Below are 16923 nucleotides of genomic sequence, written 5' to 3'. Positions count from 1 at the left end.
TGATATCACTATAGTCATTGACCATTAAGATGATTAGACCCAAAATCACGATAGGACCTATCATTTAAATGATTAATTAACGAAAATAAAGGCAGAGATGAAGCGTGATGAGATAGCGGATCTGGTGGCATTTGTGGTCGTCGCTGAAGAACGCAGTTTTACCCGGGCCGCGTCTCGTCTGAATATGGCGCAGTCGGCATTAAGCCAGATTGTCCGGCGCATTGAAGAACGACTGGGGTTTCGTCTTTTGACGCGAACGACCCGCAGCGTTGTAACTACCGAGGCCGGAGAGCAACTGTTGTCCGTACTGGGCCCCATGCTGCATGATCTTGATTCTGCCGTGGCCTCTCTGGGGGATTTACGCGACCGACCTTCCGGCACGATACGTATCACAACGGTTGAACATGCAGCAAAGACCATACTGCTGCCTGCCATGCACAATTTGTTGAAATCTCACCCCGAAATCAATGTACAACTCATCATCGATTATGGCCTGACTGACGTGGTATCTGAACGTTTTGACGCCGGTGTACGCCTGGGTGGCGAAATGGACAAAGATATGATTGCAGTGCGTATTGGGCCTGATATTCCAATGGCGATAGTGGGTGCACCAGATTATCTTGCGCGACGGGGAACCCCAACATCTGTCGCGCACTTGGTCGATCACCAGGCTATCAACCTGTATCTTCCGACATCAGGTACAGCAAACCGCTGGCGACTCATCCGCGGGGGGCGAGAAGTCCGGGTTCACATGGAAGGTCAACTACTGCTAAATACGCTAGATTTGATTGTTGATGCCGTGCTTAACGGACACGGGCTGGCCTACCTACCTTATGACCAGGTACAGAATGCCATTGAAGAAAAAAAACTGATTCGCGTTCTGGAGAAATTTACCCCTGATTTGCCTGGATACCACCTGTACTATCCACACCGGCGCCATCCTGGCTCTGCCTTCTCCTTATTCATTGATGAGCTCAAATATAAGGGATCTGCTTAGCCACGCCTTGTGATGATATTTCTCACGTTCTGAGCCCGCCAATGAACCACATTGCAACCTCCGCGATTGGCACCAGGCGTTGGCATAATTAATGAATATGTCTAATAAACCCTAGTTAATTACCCCCTCTAATCGAATAAACCGCTTTGCGTTATGCTTTCCTACACAACAGCTGAAGGATAACGTCATGCAAACTGTAAAACTGAATAACGGCATTGAAATGCCCCTGCTGGGTTTTGGCGTGTTTCAGATGTCTGATGCCGCCGAATGCGAAAGAGCCGTTATTGACGCCATCGATACAGGATACCGCCTGATCGATACCGCCGCGTCTTACCAGAATGAAACCCAGGTCGGCAACGCACTGAAACAGAGCGGGATCGCACGTAACGAACTCTTTGTTACCACTAAACTTTGGCTACAGGGTACCCATTACGAAGGTGCTAAAGCGCAGTTCGAACGTTCTCTGAACCGACTGCAGCTGGACTATGTTGACCTGTGCCTGATTCACCAGCCATACGGTGATGTGCATGGTGCCTGGCGTGCAATGGAAGAACTCCAACAGGCAGGCAAAATTCGTGCAATAGGCGTCAGTAACTTCCACCCTGACAGGCTCGCCGATCTTATCGCCTTTAACAAAGTGGTCCCTGCGGTCAACCAGATTGAAGTAAACCCCTTCAACCAACAATTGCATGCCGCTCCCTGGATGCAAAGCCGTGGCATTCAGCCGGAGGCCTGGGCACCCTTTGCGGAGGGTAAAAATGGTCTGTTCCAACACCCCGTGTTAACGGCGATTGGTCAAAAATACGGAAAAAGTGTAGGTCAGGTTGTTCTGCGGTGGATATACCAGCGCGGCATCGTTTCGCTGGCAAAATCAGTGCGAAAAGAACGCATGGAAGAGAACATCAATATTCTCGATTTTGAACTCAACTCTGCAGATATGCTGCAGATTGCCGCTCTTGATACAGCCACCAGCGCATTCTTTTCTCATCGCGATCCAGCCATGGTTGAATGGCTGACTGGCCGCAAACTCGACGTTTAAGCCAGGACAAAAGAAGCGCTTATTAAATGCAAAAATGTTATCCGGGTATCTCTGGATTCGGTTACATGGCGCTTCGTTAAAACTCAGGCGGGTCCGCTGCACATTGCGGAGCCGCTATTGCGAGTACCGAAGCGCATCGATCATCAGCGCAAAAGCAGGTGGGTGCTGTTTGCGGCTGGGGTAATAAAGGTAGTACCCGGGGAAAGAAGGGCACCAGTCCTGCAGAACCTGAATAAGTTCTCCTGACTTTACATGATCCTGAACCACATCCTCGGGAACACAGGCGATGCCAAAACCCGATAACACCGCATCGATCCTTTCCGCCAGCAGATTAAACGTTACCTGTCCTTCAACTCTCACACGCAGCGGCTTCCCTTCCCTCTCAAACTCCCAGTGATAAAGGCCGCCGGCAGTCGGCAAGCGCATATTGATGCAGCGATGATTTTGTAGCTCATGCGGCGTCTCAGGCGCAGGGTTAGCTGCAAAATATGACGGTGCGCCCACCACGGCCATTCGCATATCCGGACCAATCTTCACAGCGATCATGTCTTTATCCACGCTTTCGCCCAGGCGGATCCCGGCATCAAAGCGGCCATCGACGATATTGACGAAGCCGTTATCGACCAACAACTCGACATTGATTTCCGGATATTCCTTGAGAAAAGGTTTTAGCTTCGGCCATACCAGACTCCGCGCAGCGTGTTCTCCCGCAGATAAACGGATGTTGCCGGAGGCTCTGCCATTCAGTTGCACAAGCGACTCCAGCTCCTGCTCAAGATCGGCAATACGAGGTTCAAGGCAGGCAATAATTCTCTCGCCGGCTTCTGTGGGGGCAACGCTTCGCGTGGTTCGGGTTAAAAGACGGAGATTCAGTCGTTCTTCCAGAGCTTTCATGGCATGGCTAAGGGCTGACTGGGAAACACCAAGCTTACCAGCAGCTTTGGTAAAACTTCGCTCTCTTGCCACCACAAGAAAGATTTGGAGTTCATTGAAGTTTTCTTTGAGCATTGTTATTTCCTTGTTCAAGCATCGCCCCCCAAAGAGAACTTATGAAGGGTATTCATAGACACCTTCATTTTAGCCCCGTTACTGACAATAATGATAATTGAAATGGGCCATCCCCCCATGACTCTTGCCAGAAATCAACGCAATGAGGCGTTACCTGCTGATGCCGGATTCTAAAATCGCCCCTCGGAAAATACTGATGATGGGTTCGTTGGGAAACGCGTCTTTGTGGAGGGATGCCTCAGGTAACTGAAGATCGCATTGAATCAATAATTGTTATGTTATATTGTAACGTTTTGTTTTTTTGCAATCCTAAGGAGAGTGATATTTTGGGACGTTATCTTGGTAAACTTTCATTGGCGCTGGGTGCGTTCTTGGTGTGTGGCTACGTGTCAGCCCATGGCCATCATTCGCATGGCAAACCTTTGACGGACATCGAGCAAAAGGCCGCTGTCGGTGTTTTCGATGATAAGAACGTGAAGGATAGAAACCTGTCGGATTGGGATGGCGTATGGCAGTCGGTTTATCCTTATTTGCAAAATGGGGACCTTGATCCGGTGTTCAAGAAGAAGGCAGAAAAAGAACCGGGTAAAACCTTCGAACAGATCAAAGCGTATTACCGCAAAGGGTACGCTGGCGATATAGACACTATTGGGATTGAAAACGGCGTTATGGCCTTCCATAAAGGCAACGAAGAGAGCTCCTGCAAGTACGACTATGCCGGCTATAAAATCCTGACTTACACCTCGGGCAAAAAAGGGGTTCGCTACCTGTTTGAATGTAAAGATGCCGGTAGCCAAGCGCCGAAATATGTTCAATTCAGCGATCACACCATCGCGCCACGCAAATCGGCCCATTTCCACATATTTATGGGAAATACATCCCAGGAAGCATTGCTGGCGGAAATGGATAACTGGCCGACTTACTACCCCTTCCAACTGACAACGGAACAGGTCGTCGACGATATGCTGCACCACTGAAAGTGATGATAGATCGGGTGACAATAACGAAAAACCCGCGACCCAGGTTGCGGGTTTTCTTATCGGCAGCGCTAACCCGCCAAACAACTCACCGCTAGTGATCCAAATACAGATAATGCAGCCAACTGGTCATGCGTAACAGAACCTTACGCATGATGGAAAGATGCTCAAAGTGCTCGGTATAGACCGCAGTCTGTGCCGTCACACCGTCGGGGAGTTTGTCGAGTTCTGGGCTAGGTGCCAGATCGATCATCACGTAAACCCCTTCCTGCATTGCACCGACATTTAATCCCTGCAATGCACCGCTGGCCTGATAGCTGCCGTCAGGCACGACGGGCAGTACCCGCGTCACCAAACCACCATAAACCTTGCCTGGCAAACCGTTGAATACCACCTCGGCCTTATCGCCCTCGGTTAAACGCAGGATCGAGTTCTGACGGAATACCGCCACCACTTGCCGCTTTTGCTGTGGAATAAAAATCATCACTGGCTTGAAAGGCAGCCGTACCGCCGTAGTGCCCGGTCTGGCCAACACTTGCGTCACATAACCGTCGCTTGGCGCATGTACCGTGGCTTGTTCCAGATTATACGTTGCCTCTGCAATCTGCGATTTCAGGCTGGCGATGTGGGTATCTTCGCCCTTGTAGTGGCCTGAAAGTTGTTCCCGCGCCTGTTGATGCTGGGCCTTGGCGGCCTGCAATGCGGCAGATTGTGCCTGATATTGTTGTTGTGCATGGCTAATGTCTTGCTCAGAAAAAGGATTGACCGTCATGGTCGCGCCCTTGGCATAGCGCTGATAATCCTTGCGAGCACGCTCGTACTCAGCATTCACACGCTGAACATTTGCTGCGGACTCATTCAATGTTGCCTGACGTACTCGTACATCCGCTTGTGCGCCAGCAAGTTCTGCCTGCAGCTTGTTCAGTCGGGCGCGGTAGCGGGTATCATCAAGACGAAACAGAACCTCCCCTTTACGCAATAACACGTTGGTTTTATCGGTGACTTCAACAATCATTCCCGAAACCTGCGGGACGATCGGGACAGAAATCGCAATCTTCTGTGCCCGGTAGGTATAAGGATGGTTATAGTTCATGCCCAAGATTAAGACACCCACAATAAAAATACCGCCAAGCACTGCGGTCGGTACCGTCCACTTATTGACAGGAATACGGAACAGTTTGAATACGCCGTAGCTCAGCGCGACGTAGCTGAGAATAATTAAGAGATCCATACTGTTTTCTCAACCTTTCGTAGACGACAAACATTGATCCGCCACTTGCATCTGCATACGTTGCAACTCGCTTTCAAGCTTGTTAATTCGCGCCTGCAAAGCGTCAGGTTGTTCAACCTTATCCCCCATTCCCCAGCCCCGTTCCGGCCGGTATAAGGTCGCCCAAATCCATAACAGTGGCCAAATGGCATGTAGGGTAAACAGGCTTACCCAGCCCGCCACATGAATGGCATCCTGATGCGGGTGCTGGCGTTTTTTGGCCAGCAGATAAGGAATATCGTGAATAATGATCACACCGTAAAACAGAATTAAAAACACGGCGATCAATACGCCTAAAGCGAAGTAATCTAGAAACATGCGAAACCCTGGTTAATAAGGCTAAACTAATTACCGACGTCTATGACGTCTTATAGGATTTAATATCATTGGCAATGGTATCTATGGCATTTTTAACATCGGCCACTTTTAACTGCGACTTTTCATTATTCAGATTTTCTCCGGACGCCTTCCTCACCACTTTGATTACCGGCTGGTGGGTTGAGGCGTCAATAAACTCACCTTCCATATAAACGGCGCTTTCCATGGTACGGTGGCCAGTCACGCTTTGCGTTGCGGCAACCAGCAGCGTAATCGGCAGTACCTCATACACCTGTAGCCCCTTCTTCTGCGTGTCTATCGCCGTGATCGCCCCACGGAAAATCAGCGTATTTTCGCGCGGTACATCCTCTAAAATGAAGTGAGAGCCCATTGCCTGCTTGAACTGTCTGTTGGTGTATCGGAGGATATTATCAAGCGCCTGCTGGCTCACCATCTCGCTAGGTTTTGGTCGTGGAAAGTAGATCATCGGCTGGTAAACCAGATATTTATATTTGGAAAAATCAACGTTGCTATCCTTCCAATATAATACATCCTTGCCAGACGCCGATTGGCTCTTGGTAATATCATTATAATTCGGCAGAAACGTTGAGTATTTCTCTTTTTCAGTGACCGATGATGAACAGGCGGTCAACGTTAACGTCACGGGTAAAATTATCGCGCAGGTTATTTTCATAATAATCTTCCATGTCAATTTTAATGCATAGCAAATAATTGACCAAAAGAATACCCGCCGCTCAGTGATAAGTCATATGACAATACCGGCAAAAATGTATATCATTTTTGATATACAAACCAAGAATGGTTCACCGCGTGAAAGCAAAAGACTTCAAGATAGACGAACTCAGGATTGTTCGCTTAATCGCCGAAACCGCCAGCGTCAGCAAGGCGGCACAGCTGTTGGATATGCCGCAATCCAATGTGTCACGCACGCTGACGGCACTTGAGCGGCGGCTTGGTCTGGAAATCTTTTTGCGCAGCCCGCGAACGCTGTCTTTAACCGAGTTCGGTGAGCAGTTTTTACGTCGCGCCGCCTTTTTACTCGATGAGCATAACGACTTGCTCGACATGTCCGGCACCTATAAACGCAGCCTGAACGGCACGGTGACGCTTGGGGCGCCCATTGGCATTCATTCATTCCTGACGCGTTATCTATTGCCGCCCCTGTTACGTGAATCTCCAGAACTGATCGTTGATTTAGTGACTCGTAATCCGGATGAACGTGAGAAGAAATATGGCGCCGTTTTCGACAGCGACTGTGATCTGTTAATTAGCCTATTCCAGCCGCAAAACGAGAACCTGATTGCCCGGCCATTGACCCGTTTTCGCGTCGGGTTGTTTTCATCACCGGATTACATTGCTCATTCACCGCTTACCGAGCCGATGGAACTGACGCAGCATCGCTGTATTACTTTGCGGGTGTTAGGCGGAAGCCGCAACACCTGGAGCAGCTATGATTCACAAGGTCAGTTAGTGCAAGTGACGGTCAACGGTGCCAGCATCTGTGACAATATTTTGCCGGCCATTGAGTTAGCCAAGCAGGGATTGGGCATTATTTATGCCCCTTATTACTCAGTGGCCTCGGCATTGGAGTCCGGTTCATTGCTACCTTGTATTGAACGTAAGCGGTGCATCGATATGCAGGCTTATCTCATTTACCGCCAACGGGGTGTGTTGCCTCATCGGGTACAAGTATTGATGGACAGCATCATGGACACCATCAAACTACACGAGCACCGTTTGATCTAAGAAAGCTGTCACCACCATGACCAGACACCCTGATGAAAACCCTGCTATTCAATAAAGGTGGCCCTATCCTCACAGCGTCCGCGTATACACCCTCGACGCCTCCCCCCAGGGGTGATAACCCAGCCCGTTAAAGGCAAAACCCTGCTTTTCGTAATAACCTTCCAGATCGGTGCATAAATGTAACTGTGGAAACCCCAGTCTGCGCGTCTCCGCGGCCACATGATTAATCAACAATGTGCCATAACCGCACCCACGGTGCGCGTCCTCCACATACAGCGCACATAGCCAAGGATAGAGTTCGCCCCGGCTGATAAAATCATTGGTGATCAGCCCCGCACAGCCAAGGATCTCAGTCTTTTCCATTAACAAATACCACTGAGGTAACGGGTTGGCTGCACCAATACAGCGGGAGATAGCATCCTCATACATTATCAAGGTCTCCTCCGACGCCCACTGTTGCTGGAAGTAGCGAATAGCCTGTTGTTTAAATTCGGGTGACTGACGCACCGAAATAATGTCCATCTCAACACCTGTTATTTTTCATTATCTGGTCGGTTTAAAATTATGCAGCAATGCCTCTGTTTTAACACCCGTTTATATTGGAAAACAACGCCATCAGCGCATACCATGGCGGAGACACAACCCCAATACAGGAATCGTAATGGCTCAAAATATTTATGATAATCAGGCATTTTTCGATGGATATGCACAGCTTAACCGTTCCGTGAACGGCTTGGACGGTGCGCCGGAGTGGCCGACCATCCGCAGCATATTGCCGGATTTACACGGAAAGAAAGTGGTCGATCTGGGCTGTGGTTATGGCTGGTTTTGCCGCAGTGCCCGTGAACAGAACGCTGCCAGCGTCCTGGGCTTGGACCTATCGGAAAAAATGCTTAACCAGGCACGGACATTGACACAGGATGACGGCATTGAATACTGCCAGCAGGATCTGGAGCAGCTTCAACTTCCCCCTGCTTCCTACGATTTTGCCTACAGCTCACTGACGCTGCATTACATAGACGATCTGGCCCGGTTGTTTGCTACGGTCTATCAGGCACTGGTGCCCGGTGGTCAGTTTGTCTTCACCGCCGAACACCCCATTTATACTGCGCCGCAGCATCAGGGCTGGTTGGTGGATCAGAACGGGCAGAAATCCTGGCCGGTCAATGGTTATCAGAAAGAGGGCCAACGGATCTCAAACTGGCTGGCGGAAGGTGTGATCAAACAGCATCGTATGCTCGGCAGCTACATTAATCTGCTGGTACAACAAGGTTTTGTCGTCACCTACCTCAATGAATGGGGCCCTTCGGCGCAGCAAATAGCAGAAAACCCGGCGCTCGACGAAGAGAAAGAGCGCCCGATGCTCTTTATTCTCGCCGCACATAAGCCCACATAATTACCCGGCACCGCATAAATGCTTACTCTATCCAATATGGGGAGGTCACCTCCCCCATGAGATCCTCCCCAGGTGGCATTATGCGCCTATTGGCAAATATCCCTGCCACAGCGGCCGTGCCGGTTCCCCTTGCGCATTGGCCTGCAGATGAACATGGTACCCCTGCAGTGAGTGCAGCAGCAGGCAGTCGTCGACGTCCGCCAAATCATCCTTATGCTGTTGGAAACTGCCGGTCAGCAGCACCTGCTTGGCTTTTTCTTTGGCCTCATCGGCATTGTGTGCCACAAACAAGCCAAACTGATGCAACTCAGCCAGCTCGTCACTGCGGTAGCCCCCCACATTGACAAAGAACAGCTTCTCGGGACCGTTAAAGGGGGCTGGATGCAACATTACGTCGTAGCCATCCGCCCATTCAATACGCGCATAGCCATCAATATGCACCTTGCTCTTATCCCCAAACCATTTTTCTCGCAGTAAAGGGTGAGCCTCTTCAGGCTGGTCTGCTGCGACAAACTGCACATCGTGCAGTTCGATATTGGCGCCCGGCGCCGTGCCGCCCACATAGAACATCAATAGTCCCGGCATTATCGTGTTATCTCCCTGTTTTAATAATCGCTATATAACATAATATATAACGATTATTCTGCCAACCACCACAACGCTCAAGACAGGTTTACACCAGCAAGGCCGTTACGCGCGGATATCCTGGTATTCGGGGGTCGTATCGAACTCGTGTTTGGCAAACGGGCACAACGGAATAATTTTACGGTTTTCCGCGCGCATTTTCGCCACCACCAATGCCACCAGCTTTTTACCCACGCCCTGGCCCTTCAACACCTCGTCCACCCAGGTGTGATCGATAATCGTTAATTTATCCCCACTCGGCACAAAGGATATCTCTGCGATCATTTTTCCCTGCGAATCGTTTATATAGAAACGTTTCTCATCTGCCAGAATTTCAAAATCCATAAATTTATCCCATCTTAAAAATACATAAATTTATACCCTATAGATTTCAAGCTGCAGCTAGGCGGCCAGCTCGCTCATCCCCAGGCGCTTACTTGAGTAAGTAACTGGGGTAAGCGAGTGCAGGTAACAACGCTGCAACTTGAAAGATGACGGGTCTAGAACAAATCTGATATTAGTCTACTATTTAATCAGTAACACGACATAATTTTGACAGTGGCTAAGGAGTTCAAAATGGGTGAAAGTTCAAAAGACGGCGTTATTCTGCTATCCCGAATATTATTGATGATTTTGTTTATTATTTTCGGCTGGATGAAGTTAACCAACTTTGGTGCAAGCGTTACGTCAATGGAAGGGTATGGCACACCAATGCCTTATTTGGCGGCCATTATCGCTGTAGTCGTTGAATTCTTTTTTGGCATCGCACTTATTCTCGGGTTATTTACCCGTCCTATCGCGGTTATTTTTGCTGTCTATGTCCTCGGTACCGCATTTATCGGTCACCCGTTCTGGAAAATGACCGGCATGGAAATGATGGGCAATGAAATAAACTTCTTCAAAAATATCAGCATAATCGGCGGGCTGTTGTTACTGGCCGTCACCGGTGCCGGGCGTTATTCACTGGATTATAAGTTCTTTGGTAAATAATTTTCTTCAGCCGGCAGCCGCAACGCTGCCGGTTGTTCCTGCCTCCTCCTCAACTCCCACGCTAGCGGCTGCGTTTGGCATGACGTTCGAAGTTATCAAGCCTGGCCTGCGCTGACTTGCGCAATGTGACATAACAAGCCCCGTCGCCCCCATCACGCGGTAGCGCTCGGCAAAAAGCCTGTACCTGTTCAAACTGCGCCAACCATTTGGCGATAAAACTGCGGATTATGTTGGCGTGGCTCTCATTCCCCCGCCCACGACCATGAACAATCAGCAACGAACGCAGGTTTTGCTTTTCCGCCTGCAAAATAAAACGGAACAGGGCTTCTCGGCACGCCTCTACCGGCTGTTTCAGTAGATTAAGGCTGGCCTGCGGTGGGTAGCGGCCATGGCTTAGCTTATCCAATACGCCTTGCTGAATGCCCTCGCCTTTGTATTCCAACGGCAGCTCGCAGGGGATCAGTTCGAGAAAGCCGGTGCTGAGAAAGTTTTCCTGTCGCAGCGCCTGCTCTTCACGACGCACACTTTTGTCCGTCTTCTCCAGCGGCTTAAGGTATAGCGTCTGGGAAGTGCTGGATAACGGCGTCACATCCGCCATCGCCTGTTCAAAAAAGTCTTTGTCTTGTTTGCTCATCTCACTGCCACTCTTGGACCTAAGCCTTCAACGCTTGGGATGACCCTGATTGTAAAACGCCTCACCCCAGTTGCAAGCCGGGAATTTTCCGCAATTGTCGTCAACGGGTGAGGTTCTGTGCAGTTTTCGTTATACTGCTAAACCATTATTGAGTGCCGCAAAGGATCGATCCCATGAAAATGCGCGAGCTGGAAACCCAGTTTCAAAATGCCATGAGCGAGTTGCAGGCCAGCTTCGAAAGGCAGCACCGTGAATGGCAGCACAGCTATCAGGCACTGCAGCAGTTGCTGGAAGAAGCTAAACAACGCGAAGTTGCATTACGTATGCAAAATGAGCAGCTGGTGCGCAAGCTGAGCACCGCCAGCTCCGTGCCGGAGCAGCACGCGTTGGTCAAGCAAATCAAAATGCTGGGCGCCCATCTGGATGCACTGGCCAAGGATGCAGCCACCTTCAACCACCACCTGCGCAATCAACAGCGGGCAGCCGACAATTTCAGCGGCGAACAGCGTTGACACCGGGCGCTGTCGCACAGCGCCTCCTGCCAAATACTGGCGTTCTGAGAGTGTAATAAATCATAAATGACCTGGATCATCATCGCAGCCCTGATCGTTGTATTTATTATTGGTTACCGCATTTTGACTTCCGATACGCGCAAAGCCATCGACTCTCTGGCCCACTTGCTGAAAGTAAAACCGATGTTGGTTGAATCGATGATTCAGGAGATGGGCAGCCGTAACAGCCAAACCTTTATCCGCGTTTTAAACAACGGCTACACCGAAGAGATGCACCAGGCAGCCTATTTGCTGTTTATCTATCTGACCTTTATCAAACAGGCGGATGACCACCAGATTGCCCTGTGGCGGGAAACGCTGATGCGGGCAGGACTATCGCCAGAGCTGCATGCCGAACACACTGAAGCCGCCCTGTTTTACTTTGCCGAACTGGATATAGACGCCTTCGAATTGGCGCAGTTTCGCCGCGCGTACAACGAGCGTTTTAATCAGGACGCTATCGCGAATGGGTGAAAGTGTCCCCCGCAGGCGGGGGAGGCATTACTGAAACATGCTGTAGATATAGCGCGAAAGCGCATCACGCGAGCTGAAGCCGTGTGGAATGCCGTAGCGCGCACTCGGGGCATCACTGCTTAAATCCAGGGGAAACTCAAGGTACTGATCGCTGGTGCGCACCGGCGAGGTCGGCGTGGCGAAATGCACGCTTTTCTCTTTCAGTGCAGGGTGGATCACCAACGCGGTTCTGCCCATCCGCGCTTCACGATTCACATACACGTAGTGCTCACCCTTGCGGTAACCATAAGACTGGTCGGTGACATAATCACGCTCAAAGCCAGTATTCTCCAACACTCTAGCCACTTCATCCGGCCGTAAATACATCGATTTCTCCTCTCGTTCTGGACCGCTGAGCGACCTTACCGCAATCATGAGATGAAACAATAAATTTTTCGGTATGAATGTGGGTTTAGGAATAATCCTTAACTATATATTTTGCCGGTTTAGCAGCAGCAAACGCAGCGTCAGCAGAGCGCCCGTAAACACCATCAACGCAGCCGCCAGATAGATTGATGGCACCCCCGAATGGCTCATCAACAACCCCGCCAATGGCCCGGTGATCCCCAGCGCCAAATCAAGAAACGCGGAGTAAGTACCCAGTGCGGTGCCCTGATTTTGCTGTGGCACTTGCTTCACCGCCTCCACGCCCAACGCGGGGAAAACCAGAGAAAAACCGGCTCCTGCCAGCAACGCGCCGGCCTGCACCATCAGCGGATCCGTCGCCAGCCAAATCAGCAGCAGCCCGGCAATCTCAATCAGGAATGACACCAACGTCACCGTTAACCCACCGTGACGATTGATGGTATTACTGAAAATCAAACGAATGCCGACAAAAGCACCACTGAACAACGTCAGCGAGAACGCGGCACCGCTCCAACCTTTATCAGCATAGTAGAGGGTAATAAAGGTGGCGATAACCCCAAACCCCACGGTGCCCATCGCCAGCCCCACGCCGTAGGTCCAAATACGCCCCAACACCGCGCTAAAGGCAATGCGTTTACCGGCAGTGATTGAAACGGTGGGTTTAGCGCTCGCCAGCCACAGTGAAACCGCCACCGCCAACACGATTAACGCCGCTACCCCGGCCAATCCCCAGTGCTGGTTGAGGTAAACACCGAGCGGCGCCCCAGCCGCCATCGCACCGTACGTTGCCACCCCATTCCACGAGATAACCCGAGCGGTATGCAGCGGCCCCACCAGGCCAATCCCCCACAGCGTAGACCCCGTACTGGCAAAGCTTTCGCCGACACCGAGAAATACCCTGCCGACGCACAGCAGGATTAAACTCAACAACGGCACCCCACCGAACCAAAAAGCCAGGGCATAAAACAGACCGCTCACCCCGCAGCAAGCCAGCCCGAACAACACCACTTTTTTCGGCCCAAGCTGATCGGCATAGCGTCCGGCATGCGGTCGACTAAACAAGGTAGCGAAATATTGGGCGCTGATGATCAGACCGGCCAACACCGAGTTGTACCCCAAATCGTTATGTACAAACCCAGGCAACACCGCCAACGGCAGGCCAATGGTCAGGTAGCAAACGAAGGTGAACATCACGACCGACAAAATACGTTTATTCAGTTGGAGATTGTTTTCTTTGGAACTGATTGCGGTCATCAACGGTGGCTCGCATCGAACGGGGTAGGCAACAGCGTTCAGCATACCCCGATGGGATCCGATGATAAATGTGAGAGTTATAACGAATTATTATTTAACTACGCGTTTGTTGCCTGCGCCATTCGCTCGGATTGACGCCATAAATGCGTAAAAACTCACGGTTAAAGTTCGACTTGGTGGTAAAGCCCGCCGCCTGCATGATCTCGGTGATCGAACGGTCATCGGCAAGCAACCACTGCGCCGCTTGGCAAATACGCAGTTGATTAACATATTGCGACACATTCATGCCCGCATGCCGATTGATGGCTTGTGACACACGGCGTGCCGGTAAGCCAACTTTTCGCGCCAGCCGCGCCAGATTCAGTTCTGGTTCCAGATAAAGGTCATCCTGTCGCAGCCGTTGCTGTACCTGCGCAAACCACTCGGCCAGCCGTTCTTCATCCTCTGCGGCATCTTCCGTGGGCTCTGGAAGTACATCCACCGGGCTTTCCGAGGGTCGGCTGCGGGCCAACACCAGGCAGAGGCTCAATGCCACCAGCACATTAACGAGGGTGGCCATCCAACCGGCATGTCGCCCATCAAACAGTGAAAAATCGAGTGTGATCACCAGATCGGCTATCGCTACCGCGATCAGTAACATGCCCAAACCGCGCCACAACCGATAACTGAGCCAACTGTCCGCCAGCGCCACCTGCTGCAGGCTGTTCTCACCACGCCGCAGCGCATACAGCAGCGCCACGCCATAGCCCAGGTCAGTGCCAACGATCAACGTATCCAACCAAAAAGGCGCGGCCAAACTCGCCAACAACGTCAGGCACAGTGGCATCAGGTGCCACAGTTCTCGCCGCCTTAGCCTGCCTTGGGTACTGGCCAAAAAAGCCAAATACGTTAGCGTGGGGATCGCCACTGCGCTGAAAGGTTGCAACCCATTTAATTGAGCCAGGCCGTAGCCGTAACGGATGCCCACCAGCACACTTTGCCAAGCACACAACAGCAGCAATAACTGAAAGACCCAGCGTTGCGCATGTGGTCGCCCCAGCCGATACAGCAGCCCCAGGCACAATAAACCAAACAGAAAAGTGAGCGGAATAAGCGGCATCGTCAGCATCTTGTTGTCTTTACACAGAACCGGCAGTGTACTGTTAAAACAATCATTTAACGACCCGGATCGCGATCGAGGTCGCCGGACTGCCCCGCCAATGTCACTCTCTCGACGTTGATACATTGAGGAGTGAAAATGAAAAGAGCATTGTTGTTATTGTGGGTCTTATGTGGTGCCGCGAGCGCCGCCCCTTACCAGGTTGCCACCCGGGATGACGTCTTTCAGGACGGTCCACGTACGTTGACCAGCCGAATTTACTACCCCACCACCGAGACAGGTTCCCCCCAGCTCATCGGTGCGAATCCGGTCTTTACCGGCATTCAAAGCCAGCCTGATGCACCTATAGCCAATGGGCGCTTTCCGCTGATCGTGATCAGTCACGGTAGCGGTGGTAATAACAGCAGCCAGGCCTGGCTGGCAGCCGCTCTTGTCCAGCAAGGCGTGGTCGTGGTGGCGGCTAATCATCCCGGTAGCACCACCGGTGACTCAATCCCCGCACGCTCCGCCAAGCTGTGGTTACAGACCGACGATATTTCTGCCTTGATTAGCGCCATCACGGCAGATCCCCACTGGGCTAAGGCCATTAATCATAAAGCCATTGGTGTTATCGGCCACTCGAAGGGCGGTTACAGTGCGATTGCCATCATCGGTGGTCGAGTCCGGCTCACCGATTTCATTCGCGGTTGCCAGCAAGCGCCACGCTCGCCCAACTGCCAGTTTTATACTCGGGCCAAGGTTGATCTGGGGACCCTCTCCACCCAGCAATTTGATGCAGACTATACCGACCCGCGCATCCGCTTTGCCGTCGCCCTCGATCCCGGTATGGTGCCTTATCTGCTGCCTGCCAGCCTGCATCAGCTCAGCGCCCCTTTATTGATCGTCGAACCTCAGCGTTTCGAGCCAGACGGCCAGATCCCCGGCCTTGGCGGTGCCGCGCTGGCCAAAGAGGCGGGGCAGCAACCGATTCACGCACTACGGTTGCCCAGAGGCAATCATTTCGATTTTACTCCGCTTTGCCAGCCCAATGGACGTCAAATCCTGGCAGAAGAAGAGAAAGATGCGGAGGTGTTATGCGCTTCTTCCAACGCGCAACGCGAATGGGTACACCAGCAAACGGTGGCTAGCATTCTGAGCTTTATTCACCCCTGGTTACCTGTTCACGCAGAAAATCAATAAACGCCCGTACCTTTTCCGGCACATGGCGGGTATTGGGGTACAGGGCATAAATACTCTGTTCAGGGAAGCTGTGATCTGGCAACAGATGACACAGTTTTCCTGATGCTATTGCCGGCTGTACCAGCCACGCCGGCAGCAGTGCCACTCCAGCGCCATGCAGGGAAAACGCCAGCAGCGCAGAAGCGCTGTCGCCCATTAGCGTGGCAGTGTCTTCAACTTTGAACAACACCGCTTGCCGTTCTGGCGTCACAACCTGCCAGCTCAAGGGCGAGCTGAGGCGACTGTGGGCGATCCACTGCGCCTGCGCCAATTGGGTTAATGACTCAACAGGATGTCGCGCCAGATAGTCCGGCGACGCGACCGGCAAGATGGCAAAACTGTCCAGCAGAGCCGCCCGGTGGCTAGAATCTGCCAGTTGCCCCAGGCGGATAGCCACGTCAAAGCGCTCTGAAATCAAATCGGCATGATAAGAAGAGGATACGTGTTGAATGCGCAAACGCGGATGCAGGCGGGAAAATGCCGCCAATGCCGGTACCACGATCTGAGCCCCGTATTCAGGCGTGGTTGTGATGCGTAAGACACCGCTTAACCCGTGGTGATCGCGGCGTACGTCGTCCAACACATTCTCGGCATCTTGCAACAAGCGCAGGCAGCGCTGATAAAAGCGTTCACCCGCATCGGTAAGTGCCAGCCGCCGGGTGCTACGCACCAGTAAGGATACGCCTAGCTCACTTTCCAACTGTTTGACGTTGAAACTCACCACCGCCTTGGTTTGCCCGAGCGCTACCGCAGCAGCGGTAAAACTGCCGGCGTCCACCACCGCCACAAAGATAGCCAAACGCTGCAGGTTAAGCATGTTACCGCCCTTTATTGTCAAAATTATTTTGACAGTGTAATCGCTCGCAGCCGATTTATCCGCACTTTCCCGCCCGCTACACTGC

21 protein-coding genes are annotated in these 16923 nt (G+C 51.7%); 9 read left to right on the top strand and 12 right to left on the bottom strand.

The genetic code is table 11. The annotated features are described in order from the left end of the window. Window positions 1–97: 97 nt before the first annotated feature. Both ACI2J2_RS19865 and ACI2J2_RS19860 read left to right on the top strand, forming a co-directional pair. Window positions 98–997 (top strand): LysR family transcriptional regulator, encoded by a 900-nt coding sequence (locus tag ACI2J2_RS19865; protein WP_404760686.1) that lies wholly within the window; start codon window positions 98–100, stop codon window positions 995–997. Window positions 998–1184: 187 nt separating this feature from the next. Beyond that, complete coding sequence (locus ACI2J2_RS19860; protein ID WP_404760685.1) at window positions 1185–2036, top strand: aldo/keto reductase; 852 nt, start codon at window positions 1185–1187, stop codon at window positions 2034–2036. 114 nt (window positions 2037–2150) lie between these two features. Here the strand turns inward: ACI2J2_RS19860 and ACI2J2_RS19855 are convergent, their stop codons facing one another. Continuing rightward, window positions 2151–3044: a LysR family transcriptional regulator gene (locus ACI2J2_RS19855; RefSeq protein WP_265557071.1), complete on the bottom strand. Its 894-nt coding sequence runs from the start codon at window positions 3042–3044 to the stop codon at window positions 2151–2153. Between the two features lie 326 nt (window positions 3045–3370). Here ACI2J2_RS19855 and zinT point away from each other — a divergent pair, with 326 nt between their 5' ends. Then, the gene (gene zinT, locus ACI2J2_RS19850; RefSeq protein WP_404760684.1) at window positions 3371–4021 is read left to right on the top strand and encodes a metal-binding protein ZinT; all 651 of its coding nucleotides are present in this window, start codon (window positions 3371–3373) and stop codon (window positions 4019–4021) included. A 94-nt stretch (window positions 4022–4115) separates the two neighbouring features. Here zinT and ACI2J2_RS19845 read toward each other — a convergent pair whose 3' ends face one another. The 3 genes from ACI2J2_RS19845 to ACI2J2_RS19835 are packed head-to-tail and all read right to left on the bottom strand — an operon-like array spanning window position 4116 to window position 6303. Then, on the bottom strand, window positions 4116–5252 hold the full coding sequence (locus tag ACI2J2_RS19845; protein ID WP_404760683.1) for an HlyD family secretion protein: 1137 nt from the start codon (window positions 5250–5252) through the stop codon (window positions 4116–4118). Between the two features lie 9 nt (window positions 5253–5261). Beyond that, on the bottom strand, window positions 5262–5609 hold the full coding sequence (locus tag ACI2J2_RS19840; protein ID WP_404760682.1) for a DUF3302 domain-containing protein: 348 nt from the start codon (window positions 5607–5609) through the stop codon (window positions 5262–5264). A gap of 40 nt (window positions 5610–5649) precedes the next feature. Further along, complete coding sequence (locus ACI2J2_RS19835; protein WP_404760681.1) at window positions 5650–6303, bottom strand: DUF3313 domain-containing protein; 654 nt, start codon at window positions 6301–6303, stop codon at window positions 5650–5652. Window positions 6304–6428: 125 nt separating this feature from the next. Here ACI2J2_RS19835 and ACI2J2_RS19830 point away from each other — a divergent pair, with 125 nt between their 5' ends. Next, window positions 6429–7376 (top strand): LysR family transcriptional regulator, encoded by a 948-nt coding sequence (locus ACI2J2_RS19830; RefSeq protein ID WP_404760680.1) that lies wholly within the window; start codon window positions 6429–6431, stop codon window positions 7374–7376. Between the two features lie 69 nt (window positions 7377–7445). Here ACI2J2_RS19830 and ACI2J2_RS19825 read toward each other — a convergent pair whose 3' ends face one another. Next, window positions 7446–7898 carry a GNAT family N-acetyltransferase gene (locus ACI2J2_RS19825; RefSeq protein WP_209640282.1) on the bottom strand — a complete coding sequence of 151 codons (453 nt, stop codon included), beginning with the start codon at window positions 7896–7898 and terminating at the stop codon, window positions 7446–7448. 139 nt (window positions 7899–8037) lie between these two features. Between ACI2J2_RS19825 and ACI2J2_RS19820 the strand changes: the two genes are divergently transcribed. Next, window positions 8038–8772, top strand: a complete 735-nt coding sequence (locus ACI2J2_RS19820) for a bifunctional 2-polyprenyl-6-hydroxyphenol methylase/3-demethylubiquinol 3-O-methyltransferase UbiG (RefSeq protein WP_209640284.1) — start codon at window positions 8038–8040, stop codon at window positions 8770–8772. 78 nt (window positions 8773–8850) lie between these two features. On the opposite strand, the gene ACI2J2_RS19815 is transcribed toward ACI2J2_RS19820, so the two are convergent. Together ACI2J2_RS19815 and ACI2J2_RS19810 are read right to left on the bottom strand one after the other, a co-directional pair. Next, window positions 8851–9357 (bottom strand): DUF1543 domain-containing protein, encoded by a 507-nt coding sequence (locus ACI2J2_RS19815; RefSeq protein ID WP_209640287.1) that lies wholly within the window; start codon window positions 9355–9357, stop codon window positions 8851–8853. A gap of 105 nt (window positions 9358–9462) precedes the next feature. Further along, entirely contained in the window at window positions 9463–9741 is a 279-nt protein-coding gene (locus ACI2J2_RS19810) for a GNAT family N-acetyltransferase (protein ID WP_404760679.1), read from the bottom strand. A 231-nt stretch (window positions 9742–9972) separates the two neighbouring features. Here ACI2J2_RS19810 and ACI2J2_RS19805 point away from each other — a divergent pair, with 231 nt between their 5' ends. Continuing rightward, window positions 9973–10386 (top strand): DoxX family protein, encoded by a 414-nt coding sequence (locus ACI2J2_RS19805; RefSeq protein ID WP_209640293.1) that lies wholly within the window; start codon window positions 9973–9975, stop codon window positions 10384–10386. A gap of 61 nt (window positions 10387–10447) precedes the next feature. Here the strand turns inward: ACI2J2_RS19805 and smrA are convergent, their stop codons facing one another. Beyond that, window positions 10448–11020 carry a DNA endonuclease SmrA gene (gene smrA, locus ACI2J2_RS19800; protein WP_209640296.1) on the bottom strand — a complete coding sequence of 191 codons (573 nt, stop codon included), beginning with the start codon at window positions 11018–11020 and terminating at the stop codon, window positions 10448–10450. A 173-nt stretch (window positions 11021–11193) separates the two neighbouring features. Between smrA and ACI2J2_RS19795 the strand changes: the two genes are divergently transcribed. Further along, complete coding sequence (locus tag ACI2J2_RS19795; RefSeq protein ID WP_209640299.1) at window positions 11194–11532, top strand: MbeD/MobD family mobilization/exclusion protein; 339 nt, start codon at window positions 11194–11196, stop codon at window positions 11530–11532. A 66-nt stretch (window positions 11533–11598) separates the two neighbouring features. Further along, window positions 11599–12045, top strand: a complete 447-nt coding sequence (locus ACI2J2_RS19790) for a DUF1198 family protein (RefSeq protein WP_404760678.1) — start codon at window positions 11599–11601, stop codon at window positions 12043–12045. A gap of 27 nt (window positions 12046–12072) precedes the next feature. On the opposite strand, the gene ACI2J2_RS19785 is transcribed toward ACI2J2_RS19790, so the two are convergent. The 3 genes from ACI2J2_RS19785 to ACI2J2_RS19775 form a co-directional block, all read right to left on the bottom strand. After that, complete coding sequence (locus ACI2J2_RS19785) at window positions 12073–12411, bottom strand: DUF2002 family protein (RefSeq protein ID WP_037422190.1); 339 nt, start codon at window positions 12409–12411, stop codon at window positions 12073–12075. A gap of 102 nt (window positions 12412–12513) precedes the next feature. Then, a complete protein-coding gene (locus ACI2J2_RS19780) occupies window positions 12514–13704 on the bottom strand; it encodes an MFS transporter (protein ID WP_404760677.1) in 1191 nt (396 codons plus the stop codon). A gap of 94 nt (window positions 13705–13798) precedes the next feature. Next, window positions 13799–14812 (bottom strand): helix-turn-helix domain-containing protein, encoded by a 1014-nt coding sequence (locus ACI2J2_RS19775; RefSeq protein WP_404760676.1) that lies wholly within the window; start codon window positions 14810–14812, stop codon window positions 13799–13801. A gap of 129 nt (window positions 14813–14941) precedes the next feature. Here ACI2J2_RS19775 and ACI2J2_RS19770 point away from each other — a divergent pair, with 129 nt between their 5' ends. Beyond that, on the top strand, window positions 14942–15982 hold the full coding sequence (locus ACI2J2_RS19770; RefSeq protein ID WP_404760675.1) for an alpha/beta hydrolase family protein: 1041 nt from the start codon (window positions 14942–14944) through the stop codon (window positions 15980–15982). On the opposite strand, the gene ACI2J2_RS19765 is transcribed toward ACI2J2_RS19770, so the two are convergent. Further along, a complete protein-coding gene (locus tag ACI2J2_RS19765) occupies window positions 15942–16838 on the bottom strand; it encodes a LysR family transcriptional regulator (protein WP_265557062.1) in 897 nt (298 codons plus the stop codon). The genes ACI2J2_RS19770 and ACI2J2_RS19765 overlap by 41 nt on opposite strands. Between the last annotated feature and the right edge of the window lie 85 nt (window positions 16839–16923).

This window comes from Serratia sp. NPDC087055 (genome assembly GCF_044900985.1).
GTDB lineage: Bacteria > Pseudomonadota > Gammaproteobacteria > Enterobacterales > Enterobacteriaceae > Serratia.
Note: the sequence above shows the minus strand (reverse complement) of the source record. Positions and strands in the feature narration are given on the sequence as shown.